General features: G+C 35.1%; 17 protein-coding genes. 6 read left to right on the top strand and 11 right to left on the bottom strand.

Annotated features, from left to right (window positions below; all coding sequences use genetic code 11):
* Positions 1-138 precede the first annotated feature (138 nt).
* The 8 genes from thrS to BA768_RS17830 form a co-directional block, all read right to left on the bottom strand.
* A complete protein-coding gene (gene thrS / locus BA768_RS17865; protein WP_065721864.1) occupies positions 139-2,076 on the bottom strand; it encodes a threonine--tRNA ligase in 1,938 nt (645 codons plus the stop codon).
* 166 nt (positions 2,077-2,242) lie between these two features.
* Entirely contained in the window at positions 2,243-2,425 is a 183-nt protein-coding gene (locus BA768_RS17860) for a hypothetical protein (protein WP_034676297.1), read from the bottom strand.
* A 13-nt stretch (positions 2,426-2,438) separates the two neighbouring features.
* Positions 2,439-3,044 (bottom strand): DUF4230 domain-containing protein, encoded by a 606-nt coding sequence (locus BA768_RS17855; protein ID WP_065721863.1) that lies wholly within the window; start codon positions 3,042-3,044, stop codon positions 2,439-2,441.
* A complete protein-coding gene (locus BA768_RS17850; protein ID WP_228388486.1) occupies positions 3,041-3,634 on the bottom strand; it encodes a TlpA family protein disulfide reductase in 594 nt (197 codons plus the stop codon). The genes BA768_RS17855 and BA768_RS17850 overlap by 4 nt, the downstream gene beginning before the upstream one ends.
* 25 nt (positions 3,635-3,659) lie before the next feature.
* Positions 3,660-4,127 carry a nucleoside triphosphate pyrophosphohydrolase family protein gene (locus BA768_RS17845; RefSeq protein ID WP_034676294.1) on the bottom strand — a complete coding sequence of 156 codons (468 nt, stop codon included), beginning with the start codon at positions 4,125-4,127 and terminating at the stop codon, positions 3,660-3,662.
* 208 nt (positions 4,128-4,335) lie between these two features.
* Positions 4,336-7,266 (bottom strand): reprolysin-like metallopeptidase, encoded by a 2,931-nt coding sequence (locus tag BA768_RS17840; protein WP_065721862.1) that lies wholly within the window; start codon positions 7,264-7,266, stop codon positions 4,336-4,338.
* Between the two features lie 201 nt (positions 7,267-7,467).
* The gene (locus BA768_RS17835) at positions 7,468-7,965 is read right to left on the bottom strand and encodes a DinB family protein (RefSeq protein ID WP_034676290.1); all 498 of its coding nucleotides are present in this window, start codon (positions 7,963-7,965) and stop codon (positions 7,468-7,470) included.
* 27 nt (positions 7,966-7,992) lie between these two features.
* Complete coding sequence (locus BA768_RS17830) at positions 7,993-9,132, bottom strand: acyl-CoA dehydrogenase family protein (RefSeq protein WP_034677367.1); 1,140 nt, start codon at positions 9,130-9,132, stop codon at positions 7,993-7,995.
* 190 nt (positions 9,133-9,322) lie between these two features.
* On the opposite strand from BA768_RS17830, the gene BA768_RS17825 reads away from it, so the two are divergent.
* The 5 genes from BA768_RS17825 to purF all read left to right on the top strand — a co-directional run bounded on the left by BA768_RS17825 (position 9,323) and on the right by purF (position 15,045).
* Complete coding sequence (locus BA768_RS17825; protein ID WP_065721861.1) at positions 9,323-11,188, top strand: endonuclease; 1,866 nt, start codon at positions 9,323-9,325, stop codon at positions 11,186-11,188.
* Positions 11,189-11,344: 156 nt separating this feature from the next.
* Positions 11,345-11,950, top strand: a complete 606-nt coding sequence (locus tag BA768_RS17820) for a SatD family protein (RefSeq protein WP_034676287.1) — start codon at positions 11,345-11,347, stop codon at positions 11,948-11,950.
* Position 11,951: 1 nt separating this feature from the next.
* Positions 11,952-12,647 carry a DUF3307 domain-containing protein gene (locus BA768_RS17815; protein WP_065721860.1) on the top strand — a complete coding sequence of 232 codons (696 nt, stop codon included), beginning with the start codon at positions 11,952-11,954 and terminating at the stop codon, positions 12,645-12,647.
* A 68-nt stretch (positions 12,648-12,715) separates the two neighbouring features.
* Positions 12,716-13,438 carry a phosphoribosylaminoimidazolesuccinocarboxamide synthase gene (gene purC, locus BA768_RS17810; RefSeq protein WP_034676282.1) on the top strand — a complete coding sequence of 241 codons (723 nt, stop codon included), beginning with the start codon at positions 12,716-12,718 and terminating at the stop codon, positions 13,436-13,438.
* Positions 13,439-13,545: 107 nt separating this feature from the next.
* Positions 13,546-15,045 carry an amidophosphoribosyltransferase gene (gene purF, locus BA768_RS17805; protein ID WP_034676280.1) on the top strand — a complete coding sequence of 500 codons (1,500 nt, stop codon included), beginning with the start codon at positions 13,546-13,548 and terminating at the stop codon, positions 15,043-15,045.
* 71 nt (positions 15,046-15,116) lie between these two features.
* Here the strand turns inward: purF and BA768_RS17800 are convergent, their stop codons facing one another.
* The 3 genes from BA768_RS17800 to aroB form a co-directional block, all read right to left on the bottom strand.
* Positions 15,117-15,698 (bottom strand): porin family protein, encoded by a 582-nt coding sequence (locus BA768_RS17800; RefSeq protein WP_065721859.1) that lies wholly within the window; start codon positions 15,696-15,698, stop codon positions 15,117-15,119.
* A 153-nt stretch (positions 15,699-15,851) separates the two neighbouring features.
* Complete coding sequence (locus tag BA768_RS17795; RefSeq protein ID WP_047483255.1) at positions 15,852-16,493, bottom strand: porin family protein; 642 nt, start codon at positions 16,491-16,493, stop codon at positions 15,852-15,854.
* Between the two features lie 259 nt (positions 16,494-16,752).
* The gene (gene aroB / locus BA768_RS17790; RefSeq protein ID WP_065721858.1) at positions 16,753-17,799 is read right to left on the bottom strand and encodes a 3-dehydroquinate synthase; all 1,047 of its coding nucleotides are present in this window, start codon (positions 17,797-17,799) and stop codon (positions 16,753-16,755) included.
* A 101-nt stretch (positions 17,800-17,900) separates the two neighbouring features.
* On the opposite strand from aroB, the gene BA768_RS17785 reads away from it, so the two are divergent.
* Positions 17,901-19,043 carry a pseudouridine synthase gene (locus BA768_RS17785; RefSeq protein WP_228388483.1) on the top strand — a complete coding sequence of 381 codons (1,143 nt, stop codon included), beginning with the start codon at positions 17,901-17,903 and terminating at the stop codon, positions 19,041-19,043.
* Positions 19,044-19,208 lie beyond the last annotated feature (165 nt).

Raw genomic sequence — 19,208 nt, 5'->3', positions numbered from 1 at the left:
GCATCCTCTTGTACAGGACGTCTTTGTGGGCCTCTGTTGTTAAATCGTTGTGCTATTGTATTAAATTTTATTGGTTAACTTTCTATTTTTTATCATTATTCGAAGCAAAATTTAATCTACTCAGAATATTTTTTTGATTTAAGCCTGATATTCAAATCCGGTTTTTGAAGCTTCTTTAAAATAAGCTACAAAATCTTCCAGATTCATCACTCCCAAATCACCTTCGCCACGTCTTCTTACAGAAATTGTGCCATCTTTCTCCTCATTTTCACCTACCACCAACATAAACGGAATCTTTTTCAATTCGGCATCACGGATCTTTTTACCCGTTTTTTCGTTTCTGTCGTCAATCAGACCGCTAATATCGTGATTTTCTAAAAGTTGTGAAACTTTTTTAGAATAATCTACATATTTTTCACTGATTGGCAAGATGATAAACTGATCCGGAGCCAGCCACAATGGGAAATCTCCTGCTGTGTTTTCTAGCAAAATCGCAATGAAACGTTCCATAGAACCAAATGGCGCTCTGTGAATCATTACAGGTCTGTGCTTTTCGTTATCATTTCCGATGTAAGTAAGGTCAAATCTTTCCGGTAAATTATAATCTACTTGAATGGTTCCCAACTGCCATTTTCTTCCCAACGCATCTTTCACCATGAAATCAAGTTTCGGACCGTAGAATGCAGCTTCACCATATTCAGTTACTGTATTCAGACCTTTCTCTGTAGCCGCAGTTACAATCGCTGTTTCTGCTTTCTCCCAGTTTTCGTCTGAACCGATATATTTTTCCTTGTTTTCAGGATCTCTTAATGAAATCTGAGCCGTAAAATCAGCAAAACCTAATGAACCGAAAACGTAAAGAACCAAGTCAATAGTTTTCTTAAATTCATCCATCAACTGATCCGGTGTACAGAATAAATGCGCATCATCCTGAGTAAATCCACGAACTCTTGTTAAGCCGTGAAGCTCTCCACTTTGCTCATATCTGTAAACAGTACCGAATTCTGCATATCTTTTAGGCAAATCTTTATAGCTCCATTGTGAAGTTTTATAAATCTCACAGTGATGCGGACAGTTCATCGGCTTCAGCATAAATTCTTCCCCTTCATTTGGGGTTTTAATCGGCTGGAAGCTGTCTGCTCCGTATTTATCCCAGTGTCCGGAAGTTACATACAATTGTTTTGCTCCGATGTGAGGAGACATTACAAATTCGTAACCACCTTTTTTCTGAGCATCAGAAAGGAAATTCTCAAGTTTTTTTCTCAAAGCAGTACCTTTTGGTAACCAAAGTGGTAAACCTGCACCTACTTTTTCAGAGAAAGCAAAAATTCCTAATTCTTTACCTAATTTTCTATGATCTCTTTTTTTAGCTTCTTCTAAAAGTTCAAGATATTCTGTCAAATCTTTCTGCTTAGGGAAAGAAATACCATAAACTCTTGTTAATTGAGGATTATTTTCGTTTCCTCTCCAATAAGCTCCTGCAGCATTTAAAATCTTCATTGCTTTCACAATTCCGGTATTCGGAATGTGACCTCCACGACAAAGATCTGTGAAATTATCGTGTGTTACAAAAGTGATTTCTCCGTCATTAAGATTTGAAATTAATTCAACTTTGTAAGGATTATCAGCATAAACTTTTAAAGCTTCTTCTTTTGAAACCGGATATAATGAGAAGGTAGAACCTTTTTTAGCGTTTTCTAAAACTTTCTTTTCGATTTTTTCGAAATCTTTTTCAGATAAACTTTCATCGCCAAAATCTACATCATAATAAAATCCTTTTTCAATTGCAGGACCAATGGTCAACTTAGCATTTGGATAAAATTCAAGGATTGCCTGCGCCAAAAGATGGGCAGAAGAATGCCAGAAAGCTTTCTTACCAAGATCATCATTCCAGGTCAGAAGCTGCAACGTAGAATCTGTGGTTATAGGTGTGGTCGTTTCTACTTGTGTACCGTTTACAACTGCGGAAATGGTATTTCTAGCCAATCCCTCACTAATAGATTTTGCCACATCTAAAGGAGTAACTGCTCCTTCAAATTCTCGGACGCTCTGGTCTGGAAGTGTAATTTTTATCATTGTTTACTAAGAAATTTTAAGTTGCAAAAATACGCATTTTTTACATCTTTAAAAAATACTGACGTTATATTTCATTAAAAATGCAATTTATTTTGAATTTTCACGTTCCTGAAAATTAAGTTTGCAAAAAATTTGTAGATTTTTAAGCAAAAAAAATACTAAGCTCTCACTTAGTATTATCTGTTTTTCCTGATTTGTTTTTCGAAGATTTCTGAACATCTTCTTTATCTACATCAGAAGGGTTTTGTTTTTCTGAAGATGCCGGAATATCCCGAAAATCTTCATTTTGCTTTTTTGTTTCTGCTGAATTGGCAGATTCTTTCTTTTTGTTATCGTCTTTTGAATCCATAATTTTGAATTTTTTAAACTCCAAGAACGCCGATTTTCCCGGTCTGATCTTCGATTTTATAATTCAAAGCCTTTGCCAAAACGAAAATATTGTTGAGATTTTCCATCAATTGTTGGTGACCTTCACTTCTCAGCTTATTCTGATCTACCGATTTAATGGCAGTTTGTTTAGCCTTATTCTGAACATTTTTAATATCCTTCTCAGAAATTCTGTTGATGAAAGAATCATCGACAGACTGAATTTCCACACTTGGCGTAATTCTGATATCTGCATTGGGTAGCTCTCTGATAATCAGTTTTTTGTTGATCGAATCAACTTCCATTTTCATCTTGTTTAAATCATAGGAAACCTGAGCATTGGTTTTAGTATATGTAATAATACTGTTGCTTGTCATTTCTTTTCCTAAGAATTCATAGCCGAATTTTGTTTTCTGCATGGCGGAAAAATCCTGTTCCAGAACAACCATTTTATTCATTTTAGAAATCTGATTGGTCAGAATATAATAATCTGACTTCTCAGTTTTTTCGGTTGGCTTAAAACAAGATCTGAAACTGAAGAACAGAATCAGCATCAGCAAAACTCCCGCAATAAATGGAATAAGTAATCTTAAATTTTTCAATTTTCTTTTTTAAATATTTCCTTGATGACCGATGAATCATCTTTTTTCAGAATCTCAACAAGATCCCTTTCGATGTAGCCTGTTGTCGGCATCTCGATAATTCTTCCAATTTCCTTGCCATATTTTTGAACAATGATCGTAGGAACTTTAGAAATATTATATTTAGATTCTTCGCCGTTTGGAGATTCTTTCTTACGGTTCACCGCAATAATCGTCAATCTTGAATCCGGATATTTTACTTCTTCTAAAATCTTCATCAATCTGGGGAAATCACGATGACTGTCTTCGCACCACGTTCCCATGAAAACCACAAGATCATAAGCTGTAATTTTGTTTTTTTTCAGCTCACTTACCGCTTTTTCGTCCATTTGGTACTCGTTAAATTCTTTTGTATACCATTGTGAATAGGGCTCTTTAACGAACTGGTCTTTCAACTGTGCTCCCAAAAGCATTTTGCCGTCGTTGGTTTCTACTTCACGGTTTACCACAGCTTTCTGGGCTGAAAACTGCTGTGTGGTCAACGCTAAAACCGTAACGGTAAAAATATTCGTAATAATTTTTTTACAAATCATATTTCTAGTATTTTTCATTGTATTTGTGAATCTTTGATTTCATCTATTTTTCAATTATTGTTTTTAAATCTGCAGGAGAGTAGTATTTGTTTTTCAAAACTTTATGATCTGCTTTTCTGTAAACATTAAATTTTTCTCCTGATTTTTCATAGAAAGATTCTACTTCTTTCGCTGCATAAAACTCAACAGTTTCCTGAGCCTGCTCTTCATTATCACAAGCTTTAGACATGTTCGAGCGCTGAACCTCATCAAATAACTCTACAAATTTATTGCCTAATCCGAATTCTAAAACCGCACCACTCAAAACGTACTGCAAATCACACAACGCATCTGCAATTTCTATGATATTATTATCTGCAATGGCTTGTTTTAATTCGTTTAATTCTTCCTGCAAAAGTTCAACTCTAAGATTACATCTTTCCGGTGAAGGAATTTGCGGAGTATCTAAAATAGGAGCTTTAAAGGTTGTGTGGAATTCTGCTACTTGGTTCAGGCTGTCAATTTTATCCATGAATTTTTTTTAATTTAAGGCAAATATAAAAATTAGAAATGAGAAAATATGTCTGATTATTGTTTAATTAAATTACTTAAAAAAGTTACAAGATTTGAGATTCGAATTAACACAGACTGTATAGCTCGGAACTTGAAACCCGAACCTCAAAACAAAAAGCTGTCCGTTTCCAGACAGCCTTCTTTCTCAAGGTTAATTAAGAAGATAATTAGTTTTTAATAAATCTTTTGGTGATTTCTCCCACCTGAATCATATAAGCACCTTTCACAAGACCACTTACATTCACAGATCCTCTCTGAAGTTTTCCTGAATTGATTAGTTTTCCACCCATATCGAAGATTTTGTAATCTTCACTTGCCGTATTTGAAACATTTAAAACATCTTTTGCAGGATTAGGATATAATTTAAGATCAGTAATCAGATCTTTAGTTACAAAATCATCACCTCTTCCTGATGAAACAATATTTAAGGTATAATCTTCAACCTGTCCGTACGTATAAGAACCGCAAGAAGATGAAGGAACTGAATTGTACTGCATCATTACTCTCATTCTTGTTGTTCCAACGGTTGCTGTCGAAGGAATGGTAATTGTTCCTGTTACCGGATTTGTCTGTGAACCTGTTTTTGTCCAGGCTAACTCTCCGCTGTCTGTAAAATCGCCATCTCCGTTATAATCAATATAAACAGCATAAGCTTCGTTGTATTTAGTTGAAGTCCAAACCGGAGTTACAGAAACTGTATAAGCCGAACCTCTTGTAACGTTAGTTGAAACTGAAGTAAAGTTTTCATAACCAGCAGTTCCAGTTGAAGTATTGTTAATTGTTCCGAATTTTACATTTCCGATTCTTTCATCCGAAGTGTTGGTTGCTGTTGCCGAACAATAAGTAACCGTGCTTCCTGCAAGTGTTGCAACAGAAACCGTATTGCTTGAAACGGAATTGTTTCCTGCCGCATCTTTAGCTTTAACAGTGAAACTATACGTTGTTGAAGGCGTTAAACTCGTTACCGTGTAAGAAGTTGAAGCCGTAGATCCAATCAAAGATGAACCTTGATAAACATCATAACCAGTCACAGCTACATTATCTGTTGCACCTGACCAAGAAAGGTTCGTGGTGGTGGAAGTTGTTCCTGAAGCTGCTAAAGTCGGAGCAGTCGGTGGAGTAGTATCCGTAGTTCCCGAACCTGCATTTACAGTAATATTGGCATTATTTACATCAAAGAAAATGTGATTCGAACCTTTTACCATAATTCTTCCTGTTGTAGTAGAAGCATTTGGAATTGTTACCGCTTGTGAACCATCATTCGGAGTTCCGGAAAGTAGAGTAGTCCATGTATTTCCGCTGTCTGTAGACCAAAGAATATCTACATTGGCTGTATTTACACCATTTGCTGTAGTTCCTGCAACATTCCATGTTATGGTTTGAGAAGTTCCTCCCGTATAAGTCGTTGCTGTATTTTGAGAACTTACACTGAATGGTCCCGCTGTTCCGTTTACCGTAATTACTGCATCATCAGAATTATTTCCTGAACCTCCGGCTCGGTTATCACGAACGGTAAATCTGAAATTATATGATCTTGCCACATTTGATAAAGCTTCAACTGTAATTTCCGAACCTGCCGTTGTGGTTGCTCCCGTTAAAACTGAAGCCATTCTCGGGAAATATCTTGTAGGTGAAACTGTAGGAGTCCAAGACCTGAAAGTAGGACCGGATGCTTTTGTAGCACTTGCTGCCGAACTCGCTCCCGTTTGTGAAGAAGATGCATTGTTCATCTGTTCCCAGATATAAGTTAAAGAATCTCCGTTTGCATCTGTTCCGGAGCCTGTCAGCATAAAAGGTGTTCCTTTCGGAATTGTATAATCTGAACCGGCATTTGCTGTAGGAATCGAATTCCCTGTACTTGTACTTGTTGGGCAGGTTTTAGCTTTAATATTATCCGTAATTTGCTGAATACTGATGGCATGAAAGAAGGAATCCGAATGCGCCTGAATATCCTGACTTGTAATTCCGGCATATCCCATAATTGTTGATCCTGAACCAGGTTCCATATTTACGCCTGTTCCTTCATTACTCATTGAGAAAGTATGATTTCCTCCGAACTGATGTCCTAATTCATGAGCGACATAATCAATATCAAAATTATCTCCAGAAGGAATTGCATCTGCAGGAGAAGTATAACCGCTGCCTTTTGAACCATTCACACAAACACAGCCGATACAACCTGCATTTCCGCCACCTCCCGAAGCTCCGAATAAATGTCCGACATCATAATTTGCTTCACCTATAACTGAAGTTAGAGTAGATTGCAATTGTGAATTCCAGTTACTCATTCCTGAAGCCGCCGAATAAGGATCTGAAGAAGCGCTTGTATAAATTACCGCATCATTATTGGCAATAAGAACCATTCTTGCCGAAAAATCTTTTTCAAAAACCCCGTTTACGCGAGTCATTGTATTGTTCATTGCAGCTAAAGCGTTTGCTTTTGTACCTCCAAAGTAAGCCGTATATTCTCCTGTACAGGACAAAGCCAGCCTGAATGTTCTTAATTTAGCATCATCCGCATTTGGTCTTGCTGCAAGATTATCTGTACCTGATATGCCTTTTTGTGCAACATCAATCACCGTACATTCAAATTTGTTTAAGTTATCTTTTTTGTCGGATTTTCTGTAAACAACATAGGTTGAAAGATCTTTCGTAAAGGGTTCAATAAAAACGGCAGACTTATCACCATAAATTTCCATGGATGATAAACCAAGCGGTGAAATACTGAAGTAAACAGTAGAATTCGGATCTTCAAGACCTTCTCCGACATATGATTTGATATCAGGATATTTTGCGGCAAGTTGAGGGTCAAAATTTGAATTCTCTCTTACCTTGAAGCTTTCCATTTTACCTTCTAAATTTGGGAAAGAAATAATGATTTCGGACTTTTCGCCAACCGCTAATCTTTTAGGAGCTTTTACCAAAGCGTTTTTCAGTCCGTTGATATCTAAACTGTAGATTCTCGGATTGCTAATCGCTGATTTGTTTTCGAAAATTTCTGAATTTGCTTTTGTGAATGTTTCAGACCAAAGACGATCGGTCTGTGCGAATGAAATGCCCGAAACAAGCATTCCAATCACCAATAGTTGTTTTTTCATATAAATCTATTTTTGATTATGGAATATCAAATCTAGAGAAAAAATATTTACGAAAAACAAAATTATTTAAGAATATTTTAGAGTTCCAACACAAATCAATATGCAATGCATTAAATATACAATAATCGTATTTCACTCTAAAATGAAAATAGCACACGCAAAATACGTGTGCTATTCAGTTTGTGATATATTTAAAATTTTTTAAAATTTGTCATCGGCAGTAGGTCCGTATAATCCCGGAACTTTATTTCCCGTGGATCTTAAATAAACCACCAATTCACCTCTGTGGTGATACAAATGATTGTACAAAAACGAGCGAATCACCTGAACTTTCGGCATAGGAGGAAAGAGTGAATTTCCGTTCATCTCCATTTTCCATTCATTAAAATAAGTGCTTTCGTCTGAATTTTCTATTACTTTTTGAGCTTTAGCAACATTTTCTTCAAATTTGGCAACAATATTTTCAGCCTTAGAAACATCTCCTTTATCATAAGTATATGTTCCCATATCGAAAACATCCTGATTAAAAGTTCCTTCAAACCAATTATAAACTTCCGAAATATGAGAAGCCAGCTGAGCTGTCGTCCAGTTAATATCAGAAGGTTTCCAATCTAAAGCACTGTCCGGAATTGCTTTTAAAAGTTTTCTTGTGCTTTCTGCTTCATGCAGAAACTCGCCTAATAACGCTTGTTTAATCATTTGTGTAAATTTTAAAAATTAAAAAAATTATTTCGTAATATCTCTACCGATAACCAGTCTCTGGATCTCTGAAGTTCCTTCTCCGATGGTACAAAGCTTAGAATCTCTGTAATATTTTTCAGCAGGGAAATCTTTTGTATAACCATAACCTCCAAAAATCTGAACCGCGTTGTTAGAAATTCTTACACAAGCTTCAGATGCATACAGTTTTGCCATCGCACCTTCTCTTGTCATTTTCTGCTTTGCATTCTTTAAAGTAGAAGCTCTTTGGATCAATAATTCTGCAGCATCAATTTCAGTTGCCATATCTGCTAACATAAAATTGATTGCCTGAAAATCAGAGATCGATTTTCCGAACTGTTTTCTTTCTTTAGCATATTTTAAAGCAGCTTTGTAAGCTCCTCTTGCCGTACCTAAGCTTAAAGCAGCAATAGAAATTCTACCACCGTCAAGAATTTTCATCGCCTGTTTGAAACCTTCACCTACTTCACCTAATCTGTGAGAATCGGGTACACGAACATTATCAAAAATAAGTTCAGCAGTTTCTGAAGCTCTCATCCCAAGCTTATTTTCTTTTTTACCGGAAGTAAAACCAGCCATTCCTTTTTCTAAAACGAATGCCGTTGAATTATTTTTTGCTCCTATTTCACCTGTTCTTGTCATTACGACCGCAATATCACCTGAAATTGCGTGAGTGATAAAGTTTTTAGCTCCGTTGATAATCCACTCGTCACCATCTTTCACTGCAGTTGTAGACATCCCTCCGGAATCCGAACCTGTATTGTGTTCTGTTAATCCCCAAGCTCCGATTACTTTTCCGGTAGCCAGTTGAGGAAGCCATTTGTTTCTTTGTTCTTCGTTTCCGAATTCGTAAATATGGTTGGTGCAAAGTGAATTGTGTGCTGCAACCGAAAGACCAATCGATGGGTCAACCTGAGAAATTTCATCCAGAATAGCAACATATTCGTGATAACCAAGACCAGAACCTCCATATTCTTCAGGAATTACAATTCCCATGAAACCCATATCACCCAATTGGTGAAAAAGTTCTTTAGGAAAAGTCTGACTTTCGTCCCACTCCATAATATTAGGTCTGATATTCTTCTCAGCAAATTCTTTTGCTGTTTCCGCTATCATTTTAATGTTGTTCATCGTTTCTGTATTCATATTATAATCGTTATTTCCCAAAGATACTTAAATTGCGGAAATACAAAAATAATTTATAAACAAGATTAAATTTCAAGATTAATCATTTAATTTTCAATAAATTACATTTTACGAATTAACATAACATTAATAACAATCATTCGTTTTAGGAATATTTATTTACTAATTTAGTCCCACAATTTTTAGCTGAATGAAAAAACTTTTACTTCCTGTACTTTTTTTAGCAACATTTATGTCTGCACAAGTTCCTGCCGGATATTATGACGGAACATCGGGATTGACAGGATATGCGTTAAAAACAAAGCTTCACGATATTATTTCTACAAAGAACATCAACTGGCATTACGGTGATCTTACCAATTACTATAATCAGACCGATCTGGATAAATATTATGATTACGGATCAAGCAACACTACTGTTTTATTAGATATCTATTCTGAAATTCCGAACGGCCCTGATGCGTACGAATATACCACGGCTGATATTATCGGCTCTGCAAACGCTGAAGGTTTAGGATGGAACAGAGAGCACATGATGCCTCAAAGTACATTTTACAGCAATTATCCGATGTATTCTGATTTGTTTTATGTAGTTCCGACCGATGCAAGAATTAATCAGCTGAGAAGTAATTATCCGTACGGAATTGCAGGTACAACAAATTATTACACTTTCACAAACTCTTCTAAAATATCAAATAGCGCAATTCCTAACTACGTTTATACGGGTCGTGTGTATGAACCAATCAATGAATTTAAAGGTGATGTAGCAAGAAGTTTATTGTATTTCGCCGTAAGATATGAAGGAAAGTTGGGGACTTTTAATTATAACAACAATGCAAATCCTGCTTCCGACACCAATCCTTTAGACGGAACAGAGGAGAGAGCATATGATCCGAATTATATTGCAATGCTTCTTCAATGGCATAATCAGGATCCTGTTTCCCAAAAAGAAATCGACAGGAACAATGCAGTTTATAACTTACAGAAAAACAGAAATCCGTTTATTGATAATCCAACCTGGGTAAATGCAATTTGGGAGCAAACGCCGGATACTACAGCTCCTTCAAATCCAAGCAACTTATCGGTCACTCAAAACAGTGCCTATTTCACGACATTAAGTTGGACACCAAGCACAAGCACAGATGTAATCGGATACAAAATCTATCAAAACGGAACCTTAATTGGTACATCAAAAGGCAATTCCTTCAGTGCAGATCATTTAACACCTTCTACCTCTTACACTTACACTGTAAAAGCTTATGATAACGGATATTTACTTTCGGGAGACAGCAATACAATATCATCAACAACTTTAGCAACAGATATTTATGCTAAAGACATAATGATTACAAAATATCTTGAGGGAACCTCGAACAATAAAGCAATAGAAATTACCAATAAAACAGGTCATGCTGTTAATTTAAATGATTACAGACTATCAATTCAGTTTCCGAGCGGAACAAATTATTATTTCCCTGCACCTTTTGAGTTGGAAGGGATTGTTCAGAACAATGAAACTTTTGTGATTTTAAATCCTGACGCCAATTTTTCTTGTTTCACCATTAATCAGGCAAAATTTGTTACTGCAGCTCCGCAAATGACTTTTTCAGGAAGTCAATATCTGGAATTGAGATACAAATCGACAACAGTTGATGCCATTGGAGCTACATCTCAAAATAACTCTTCTGTTTTAGGAAATGTGTCTTTATATAGAAAAGCAACAATTAATCAACCTGCAACAACTTTCGACATCAATGAATGGGATTCTTATGCAAGCAATTATTGCCAGAATTTAGGAACACTATCAACCTCAGATATTGAATTATTGGCAGAAAAACAATTTAAAATTTATCCGAACCCTGTTAACGAAAACATTTTTGTAAGCGGAAAAACTGAAAATATTCAGACTGCTCAGATTTTAGATTTCTCAGGACAATTGATTTATACAGAAAAAGTTCCATTTAAGAATAAGAAAGATATTTCTGTTCAAAATTTAAAAACAGGTTCTTATTTATTAAAGTTTGATGAAAAAGTTTATCCGTTTATTAAAAAATAAGAATAGTAAAATAATACAACTAAAACTTCGTTCAAATGAACGGAGTTTTTTTATGCAATAATCTAAAATTTATAAGCCCAAAAGCTAATATTTAATAGTTATAATCAATTTTACTTATATTTTTTGTTTATAAGTAATTATCATTATATTTGCAAAATGATAGCGGTCATTACCGGTGATATTATAAATTCACAGCATGCGGAAACAGAAGTTTGGATCAACAAACTTAAAAATCTTCTCGAAAAATGGGGAAGCGCTCCTCAAATATGGGAAATCTACAGAGGAGATGAATTTCAGCTAAAATGCAGTATTGACGATGTTTTCTGGCATTTCTTAGCCATAAAATCTCTTATAAAAAGTCAGGAAAATTTAGATGTAAGAATTGCAATCGGTATTGGTGAGGAAAATTTTTCTTCTGAAAAAATCACAGAATCCAACGGTTCAGCTTATGTCAATTCAGGAAGATTGTTGAATGATCTGAAAAGCGACGGACACACTGTATCTATTAAGACATCCAACGATTCTGTTGACAGAGATTTAAATATGCTATTAAAATGGGCTTCAAAAGATTTTGATAACTGGACGATGGCAACTTCCGAAATAATTCACGAAATGATTATGAATCAAGATATTACACAGGAAGATCTCGCAAAGAAATTCGCTATTTCACAGTCCTCAATCAGCCAGAGACTGAAACGTGCAAACTACGAGCTTATCGTAGAAACCAATCAATATTTTAGAAAGAAAATTTCAGAATTGTAGGATGATTTTTATTCAACTCATATTGGCACATCTACTCGGAGATTTTATTCTTCAGCCAAATTCTTGGGTTGCAGATAAGGAAAATCATAAACTGAAAAGTCCTTATTTATATTATCACGTTCTGATTCATACAGCCTTAAGCTTCATTTTTCTTTGGGATATAAAACTTTGGTGGGTTGCTATTTTAGTTGGAGTTTCTCATTTTATAATTGATGCATGTAAATTGAGTTTTCAAAATAATCTTACTAAAAAAAGATGGTTTTTCATTGATCAGGCGCTTCATGTAGCGGTTATTGGTATAGTCTCCCTTTGCTTTAATGAATTTGACTTTGAATTCTTAAAAAATCAGGAATTTTTGAAAATTATAATGGGAACTTTGTTTTTAACGACACCCGCTTCAATTTTCATCAAAATATTATTATCATCATGGACTCCGGTAGCAGAAGAAGAGGGCAGTGTACAAACCGAATCTCTATCGAGCGCAGGAAAATATATCGGAATTTTAGAACGATTATTGGTCTTCACTTTTATTGTGGTCGATCATTGGGAAGGTGTAGGTTTTATGGTAGCAGCAAAATCCGTTTTCAGATTCAGCGATTTAGCACAGGCAAAACAGAGAAAACTGACGGAATATGTATTAATCGGGACATTATTAAGTTTCGGAATCGCTGTTTTAACAGGAATTTTAATTAAATAAAAGTAATAAATCTAACTATAACCGAAAACTTTGAATTTCGAGGTTTTCTAAAGTAAAAAGTAAAAATTATGAGTCAAAAGCTAGAAATGTTGTACGAAGGTAAAGCAAAACAAGTATTTGCTACCGAAAATCCTAATGAAGTAGTAGTACGTTTTAAAGACGATGCTACAGCATTTAATGCTCAGAAAAGAGGTTCTGTAGATTTGAAAGGAGAGATGAATAATGCCATCACTACTTTAATCTTCGAATATTTAAATGAAAAAGGGATTAAAACTCATTTCATCAAACAATTAGACGAAAGAGAGCAATTGGTAAAGAAAGTATCAATTATTCCTTTGGAAATGGTCGTGAGAAACTATTCTGCAGGAAGCATGGCTCAGAGATTAGGAGTTGAGGAAGGAATTAAATCTCCTGTTACCATCTTCGATATCTGCTACAAAAAAGACGAGTTGGGAGATCCGCTTATCAACGATCACCACGCTGTTTTCTTAGGAGCTGCAACGTATGAAGAGCTTGACGAAATGTATGAATTAACTTCAGACATCAACGAAATCCTTATTGATCTTTTCGACAAAATGAACATCATCCTGGTTGATTTCAAAATCGAATTGGGAAAAACTGCAGACGGTGAAATCATCTTGGCAGACGAAATTTCTCCAGATACTTGCAGACTTTGGGATAAAGATACCATGAAGAAGCTAGATAAAGACAGATTCAGAAGAGACTTAGGAGAAGTAACTGAAGCATATGTTGAGATCTACAATAGGTTGAAAGTAGCCTTAGGCAAATAAGATTTTAGATAAAATTAGATGTTAAGTTTTCTTATTTAACATAATATTTAATTTTTCATCTAATTTATAAATCTATCAAAACAAAATCTAGATTAGAAAAAATAGAAATGAAAAGTTTAGACATTCATAAAAGTGAATATTTAAAACAGTTTGAAACTCAAACCTACGGAAGAAATCTTTTCAGAACGCAGGAAGAAGAAAGACTGGATGCTCCGAACGAGGAGTGCGGAATCTTCGGAATGTATTCTGACAACGATCTTGATACGTTTTCTCTTTCACAGTTCGGGCTTTTTGCACTTCAGCACAGAGGTCAGGAAGCTTGTGGTATTTCTGTTTTAAAGGACGGAAAAATTACCAATATGAAAGATGAAGGGTTGGTTTTGGATGTTTATAAAGAGATCCAGGATCCTGAAACTTTTATGGGAAATTCTGCAATCGGACACACTCGTTATACGACTGCAGGAGACAAAAAGAAATATAATTTTCAGCCATTTTTCGCAAAAAACGAATATGACCAGATTATCCTTTCTATTGCGCATAACGGTAACCTTACCAATGCAAAAGAATTGAAACACGAACTGGAAGCTGAAGGTGTAGTTTTCAGAGCGACTTCCGATTCTGAGGTTATTTTGAGATTAATCCAGAAAAATCTTGATTTGGGACTTCGTGGCGCTATCAAAGCAACAATGGAGAAAATTGAAGGAGCCTATTCTGTTGTAGGGATGACAAGAAATAAATTCTTCGCATTCAGAGATTTCAACGGGATCAGACCTTTGGTTTTGGGAGCAATCAACGAAAATTCTTACGTTGTAGCTTCAGAATCTGTAGCTTTAGACGCTGTTGGAGCTCAATATGTTCGTGATATTTTACCGGGAGAAATCATTTATACCAATGAAAACGAACCTGGAAAATTAAACTCATACATGGTAAATGAAGAAAAAGGAAAGCAAAGAATCTGTTCTTTTGAATACATTTATTTTGCAAGACCCGACTCTACATTAGAAAATATCAACGTTTACGAAATCAGAGAAAAATCGGGAGAAAAAATCTGGGAACAGGCTCCTGTGGAAGCTGATGTGGTAATTGGAGTTCCGGATTCCGGAGTTCCTGCTGCAATTGGTTTTTCCAAAGCTTCGGGAATACCTTTCCGTCCGGTTTTGATTAAAAACAGATACATCGGAAGAAGTTTCATCGTACCGACTCAGGAAATGAGAGAAAGAGTAGTAAACTTAAAACTGAATCCGATTATTTCCGAAATTAAAGACAAAAGAGTAGTAATCATCGACGATTCTATCGTTCGTGGAACAACTTCGAAAAGGTTGGTTAAAATCCTGAAAGATGCAGGAGTTAAGGAAATTCACTTCAGAAGTGTTTCTCCGCCAATTATCGCGCCTTGTTATTTAGGAATCGATACCCCTTCAAAAGATGATTTGATTTCTGCAAATATGACGACAGAAGAACTTAGAGACTATTTAGGAGTTGATTCTTTAGAATTTTTAAGCACAGAAAACTTAAAAGTAATTTTAGGTTCATCCAACCACTGCTTCGGATGCTTTACAGAAGAATATCCTGTAGGAAAAGGAGAGGAAGTGGAATTATTTAATTAAAATTTTAATTATAAAATGAAAAAGGTCAGATTTCATTTGAAATCTGACCTTTTTTTTAGTTTTAAATTATCTTAGAATTTATAAGCAACACCAACCTGGAAAAGATTATTTCTGATTGCGTCACCAGGATTATTTTCAGCAATATCGGTAACTCCGGCAACAAATCTAGCCGTAAGACCAAATTTCTGATCAAAGTAATAACCTGCACCAAGACCTATTCCTAAGTCAAAACCTTTAAAAAGATCATCTACATCTGCAGAACCTGCATCACCTTTAACTTTTTTGTTGATTGCAAAACTGAACTGTGGTCCAGCTTCTACGTACAACTCAGGTAAAAGGTTATACTGAAGCATTACAGGTACAGAAATATAGTCAAGATTTAATCTTACATCAGACATTCCTTCAAACTTTGCACCCATCCCATTATACAAAACTTCAGGCTGAACGCTGAATGAACTCGCAACAGGAATATTTGCAAAAACACCACCGTAAATTCCAGGTTTTGCTTTGAATGCATCATCATTAATTGAAGCTACATTTAATCCGGCTTTAATTCCGAAAGTTACTGATGAAGAATAAGATTCTTTAGCTTTTTCCTGAGCAAATGATAATGAACTTGCAGCGATAGCAAGTCCTAAAAATAGTTTTTTCATAGCTTTTGTTTTTAATTTGTTTATTATTGAAAAACTATCGCAATTCAAATCAAAAACCTTGCCAATTTATATTAATTTTAATGGTAATTAAATAAAAATGCCAGATTCTGTAATGAATCTGACATTTTTTTATTTGAAATTAAGATTGTTTTCTTAGAACTTGAATGCTAAACCAACTTGGAATACATTGTTTCTGATAGCATCAGAGTTTCCTGGTCTGTCTTTAGCAATATCCGTAACACCAGCAACATATCTTGCTGTTAAACCGATGTTGTCTGTGAAATAATAACCTGCCCCTAAACCGATACCCAAATTAAATCCGTTAAGATTATCTTTATAATCACCAGATTCGTTGATAACATCATTATTGGTTTCGTTTTTTAGTTTATTTTTAGCATTTACTAAAAAACCAAACTCTGGTCCAGCTTCCACATATAAATTTGGAATAAAGTTATACTGGAACATTACAGGAACTGCGATATAGTCATGGTGTCTTGCATAAGAAATTCTATTACCGGCAACTACATCGTCATATTTATCTCCATACTGAGAATATAAAACCTCTGGCTGGATGCTGAAAGACTCCGCTACAGGAATATTTGCAAATACACCTGCGTTAAAACCGATTTTAGATCCCTGATCTTCAAGTGTACCATCGTTAGATAATGAAGAAACGTTCATTCCTGCCTTAATCCCGAATCTTACTGGTGATGTTGACGATGGAGTAGGTTGTGTAGTCTGCGCAAATGCCAATGAAGTTGACAATACTGCTATTCCTAAAATTAACTTTTTCATAACTTAAATTTTTAATATTTACTAATTCTAATTTTTCTAATTTTAAATTTTACTACCAAACTTTTTTGAGTTTGACGAATCGAATCTTTCAAATTGCTTGCCAAAACTATTTCTGCATATTTCAAACAAACAAAAATGCCCTTCAAAAAATGAAGGGCATTTTGTAATATTTTAAAAATCAAATGATTAAATCTAATCAATATATTATGTATCGAATATAATATTTATTAAAAATCGGTTTAAAAATTAAGCTGAAAATCTAAAATCCGCTAATTTTTTTATAGAAATCAATTGATTTTTGAATATTTTCTGTAGAACACTGATGATCAAAGACACAAGAACCGATGCCGGAAAGCAACGAAAAATTGATTTTTGCATCTGTATTTTTCTTATCGTTTAATAATAGATCAAAAATCTTGTCTTCAGCAAAACCTGTAATATCAATATAACAAAAATATCTCGCTATATTTTCTGTAATCATTTCAGAATCTTCTTTACTTATTAAACCCTCAAGATAAGAAAGGTGAGCTTCGCAAATCATTCCCAAAGCAACTGCTTCTCCATGCAGAATAAGATTTTCGCTTTGAAGACATAAGCTTTCAATCGCGTGACCAATGGTATGCCCGAAATTCAGTGTTTTTCTTACATTCTTCTCATGGAAATCTGCATTTACAATTTCCTGCTTTATTTCCATTGATTGCGGAATGAAAGGTTCAATTCCGACCGGATCTAAATGCTGCAAATGAATTAAATCTTCCCAATGTTTTTTATCGGCAATCAAACCATGCTTCAGCATTTCAGCAAAACCGCTTTTTAATTCTTTGCCAGGAAGTGTGTTTAAAAATCCTGTATGCACAAAGATTTGTTCGGGAAAAGAAAAAGTTCCCACCATATTTTTATAATGCATTAGATCAATTCCCGTTTTCCCACCGATTGACGCATCACACATCGAAAGCAAAGTTGTAGGAATATTGATAAACTGAATTCCTCTTTTATAAGTAGAAGCAACGAACCCTCCCATATCTGTAATGACACCACCTCCAAGATTAATGATCAAAGCTTTTCGGTCTGCCTGCATTTCTGTAAGAATTTCCCAAAGCTGATTGGCAGTCTGAATATTTTTCATCTCTTCCCCAGCTTCAATTTCAAGAATTTCAAAAGCGATGTCAGTCTCTAAATTTCCGAGAAGTGTGGGAAGGCAATATTCATGCGTATTTTCATCCACCAAAATAAAAACTTTGCTGAATGATTTTCCGGTCATGAATTGATTGAGCTGCGAAAAATTTTCGTCTAATATGGTAATCATCGTATGATTTTTTAATAATTAAAGATATACTGTGCTACAAAGTTATGATTCTTAATTTTTAACTCGTTACTAAATTGACTATCTTTGCACAAATATTTAGCATGAGCAGAGACAATAATTCAGGAAGACCAAAGAAACCAAGAAGTTCAACAAGAAATAATTCTGATGATTCTCGCGCTTCAAGATCCGGAAATTCCGGGTCAAAACCTTTCAAAAAATCTTTCCCTAAAGCAGGAGAAAGAAATTCTGATTCCAGAAGAAGTAGTGGCACGAGTTACCAGGACAGAATGGATAAGAAATTTGGGAAAACTGAACAAGAACCTTTTATCACCACTTCGGGTGAAGAGAGAAAGGCCTTTAGTAAATCAGCACCAAAAAGGGGCAGCAGCAGACCCGGTAGTTTTGATACCAGAGATAAATACGAAAGAGGTAGCTTAAAATACGGTAAAAGACCGGGAACTGACAACAGAGAAGATAAAAATAAATCATTTGTTCAGAAAAGAAGACTGAACAAAATTGATAAAGATATTCATAAAGACACCATCCGTCTAAATAAATACATCGCCAACTCAGGAATTTGCAGCAGAAGAGAAGCTGATGAACTGATTACTCAAGGCTTGGTAGAAGTAAACGGAAAAGTGGTAACAGAAATGGGTTATCAGGTTCAGAAAACCGACAAAGTTGTTTTTGACGGACAGAACATCACTCCGGAAAAACCAGTATATGTTCTTTTAAATAAACCAAAAGGATATATTTCTACTACAAAAGACGACAAAGCAAGAAAAACCGTAATGGATTTGGTTGCTAATGCTTCACCGTATAGAGTTTTTCCTGTAGGAAGACTAGACCGTTCTACAACAGGAGTTATTTTATTGACGAATGACGGTCACATGACAAAGAAATTAACGCATCCTTCTTTTGATGCAAAGAAAATTTATCATGTAACGTTAGATAAAAAACTAACCAATGAAGACATGAAGCTTATTGCTGAAGGAATTCGCCTGGATGAAGGTGTTGCCGTTGTAGATCAGATTTCTTTCATCGAAGGAAAACCTAGAAATGAAGTGGGAATTGAGATTCACATCGGCTGGAATCGTGTGATTAGAAGAATTTTCCAGAGATTAGGATATGAAGTTGAAGCGCTTGACAGAGTAATGTTTGCAGGATTAACGAAGAAAAACATCAAAAGAGGTCACTGGAGAATCTTATCGGAGCAGGAGGTGAACAATCTTAAAATGCTTTAATCGGGATACGATATTTCGGATTTCGATAAATAAAATACAAAGAGGCTGTCTCAAAAGGGCAGTCTTTTTTCGTGTTGAGTTGAAAAAAAAATCTTTTTTCAGGTTTTATTTTTTGAAAAATATAATTTTTTGAAAAACTCGAAGAATAAAATTGAAAAATCCAAT

Source organism: Chryseobacterium sp. CBo1 (genome assembly GCF_001693475.1).
GTDB lineage: Bacteria > Bacteroidota > Bacteroidia > Flavobacteriales > Weeksellaceae > Chryseobacterium > Chryseobacterium formosense.
Note: the sequence above shows the minus strand (reverse complement) of the source record. Positions and strands in the feature narration are given on the sequence as shown.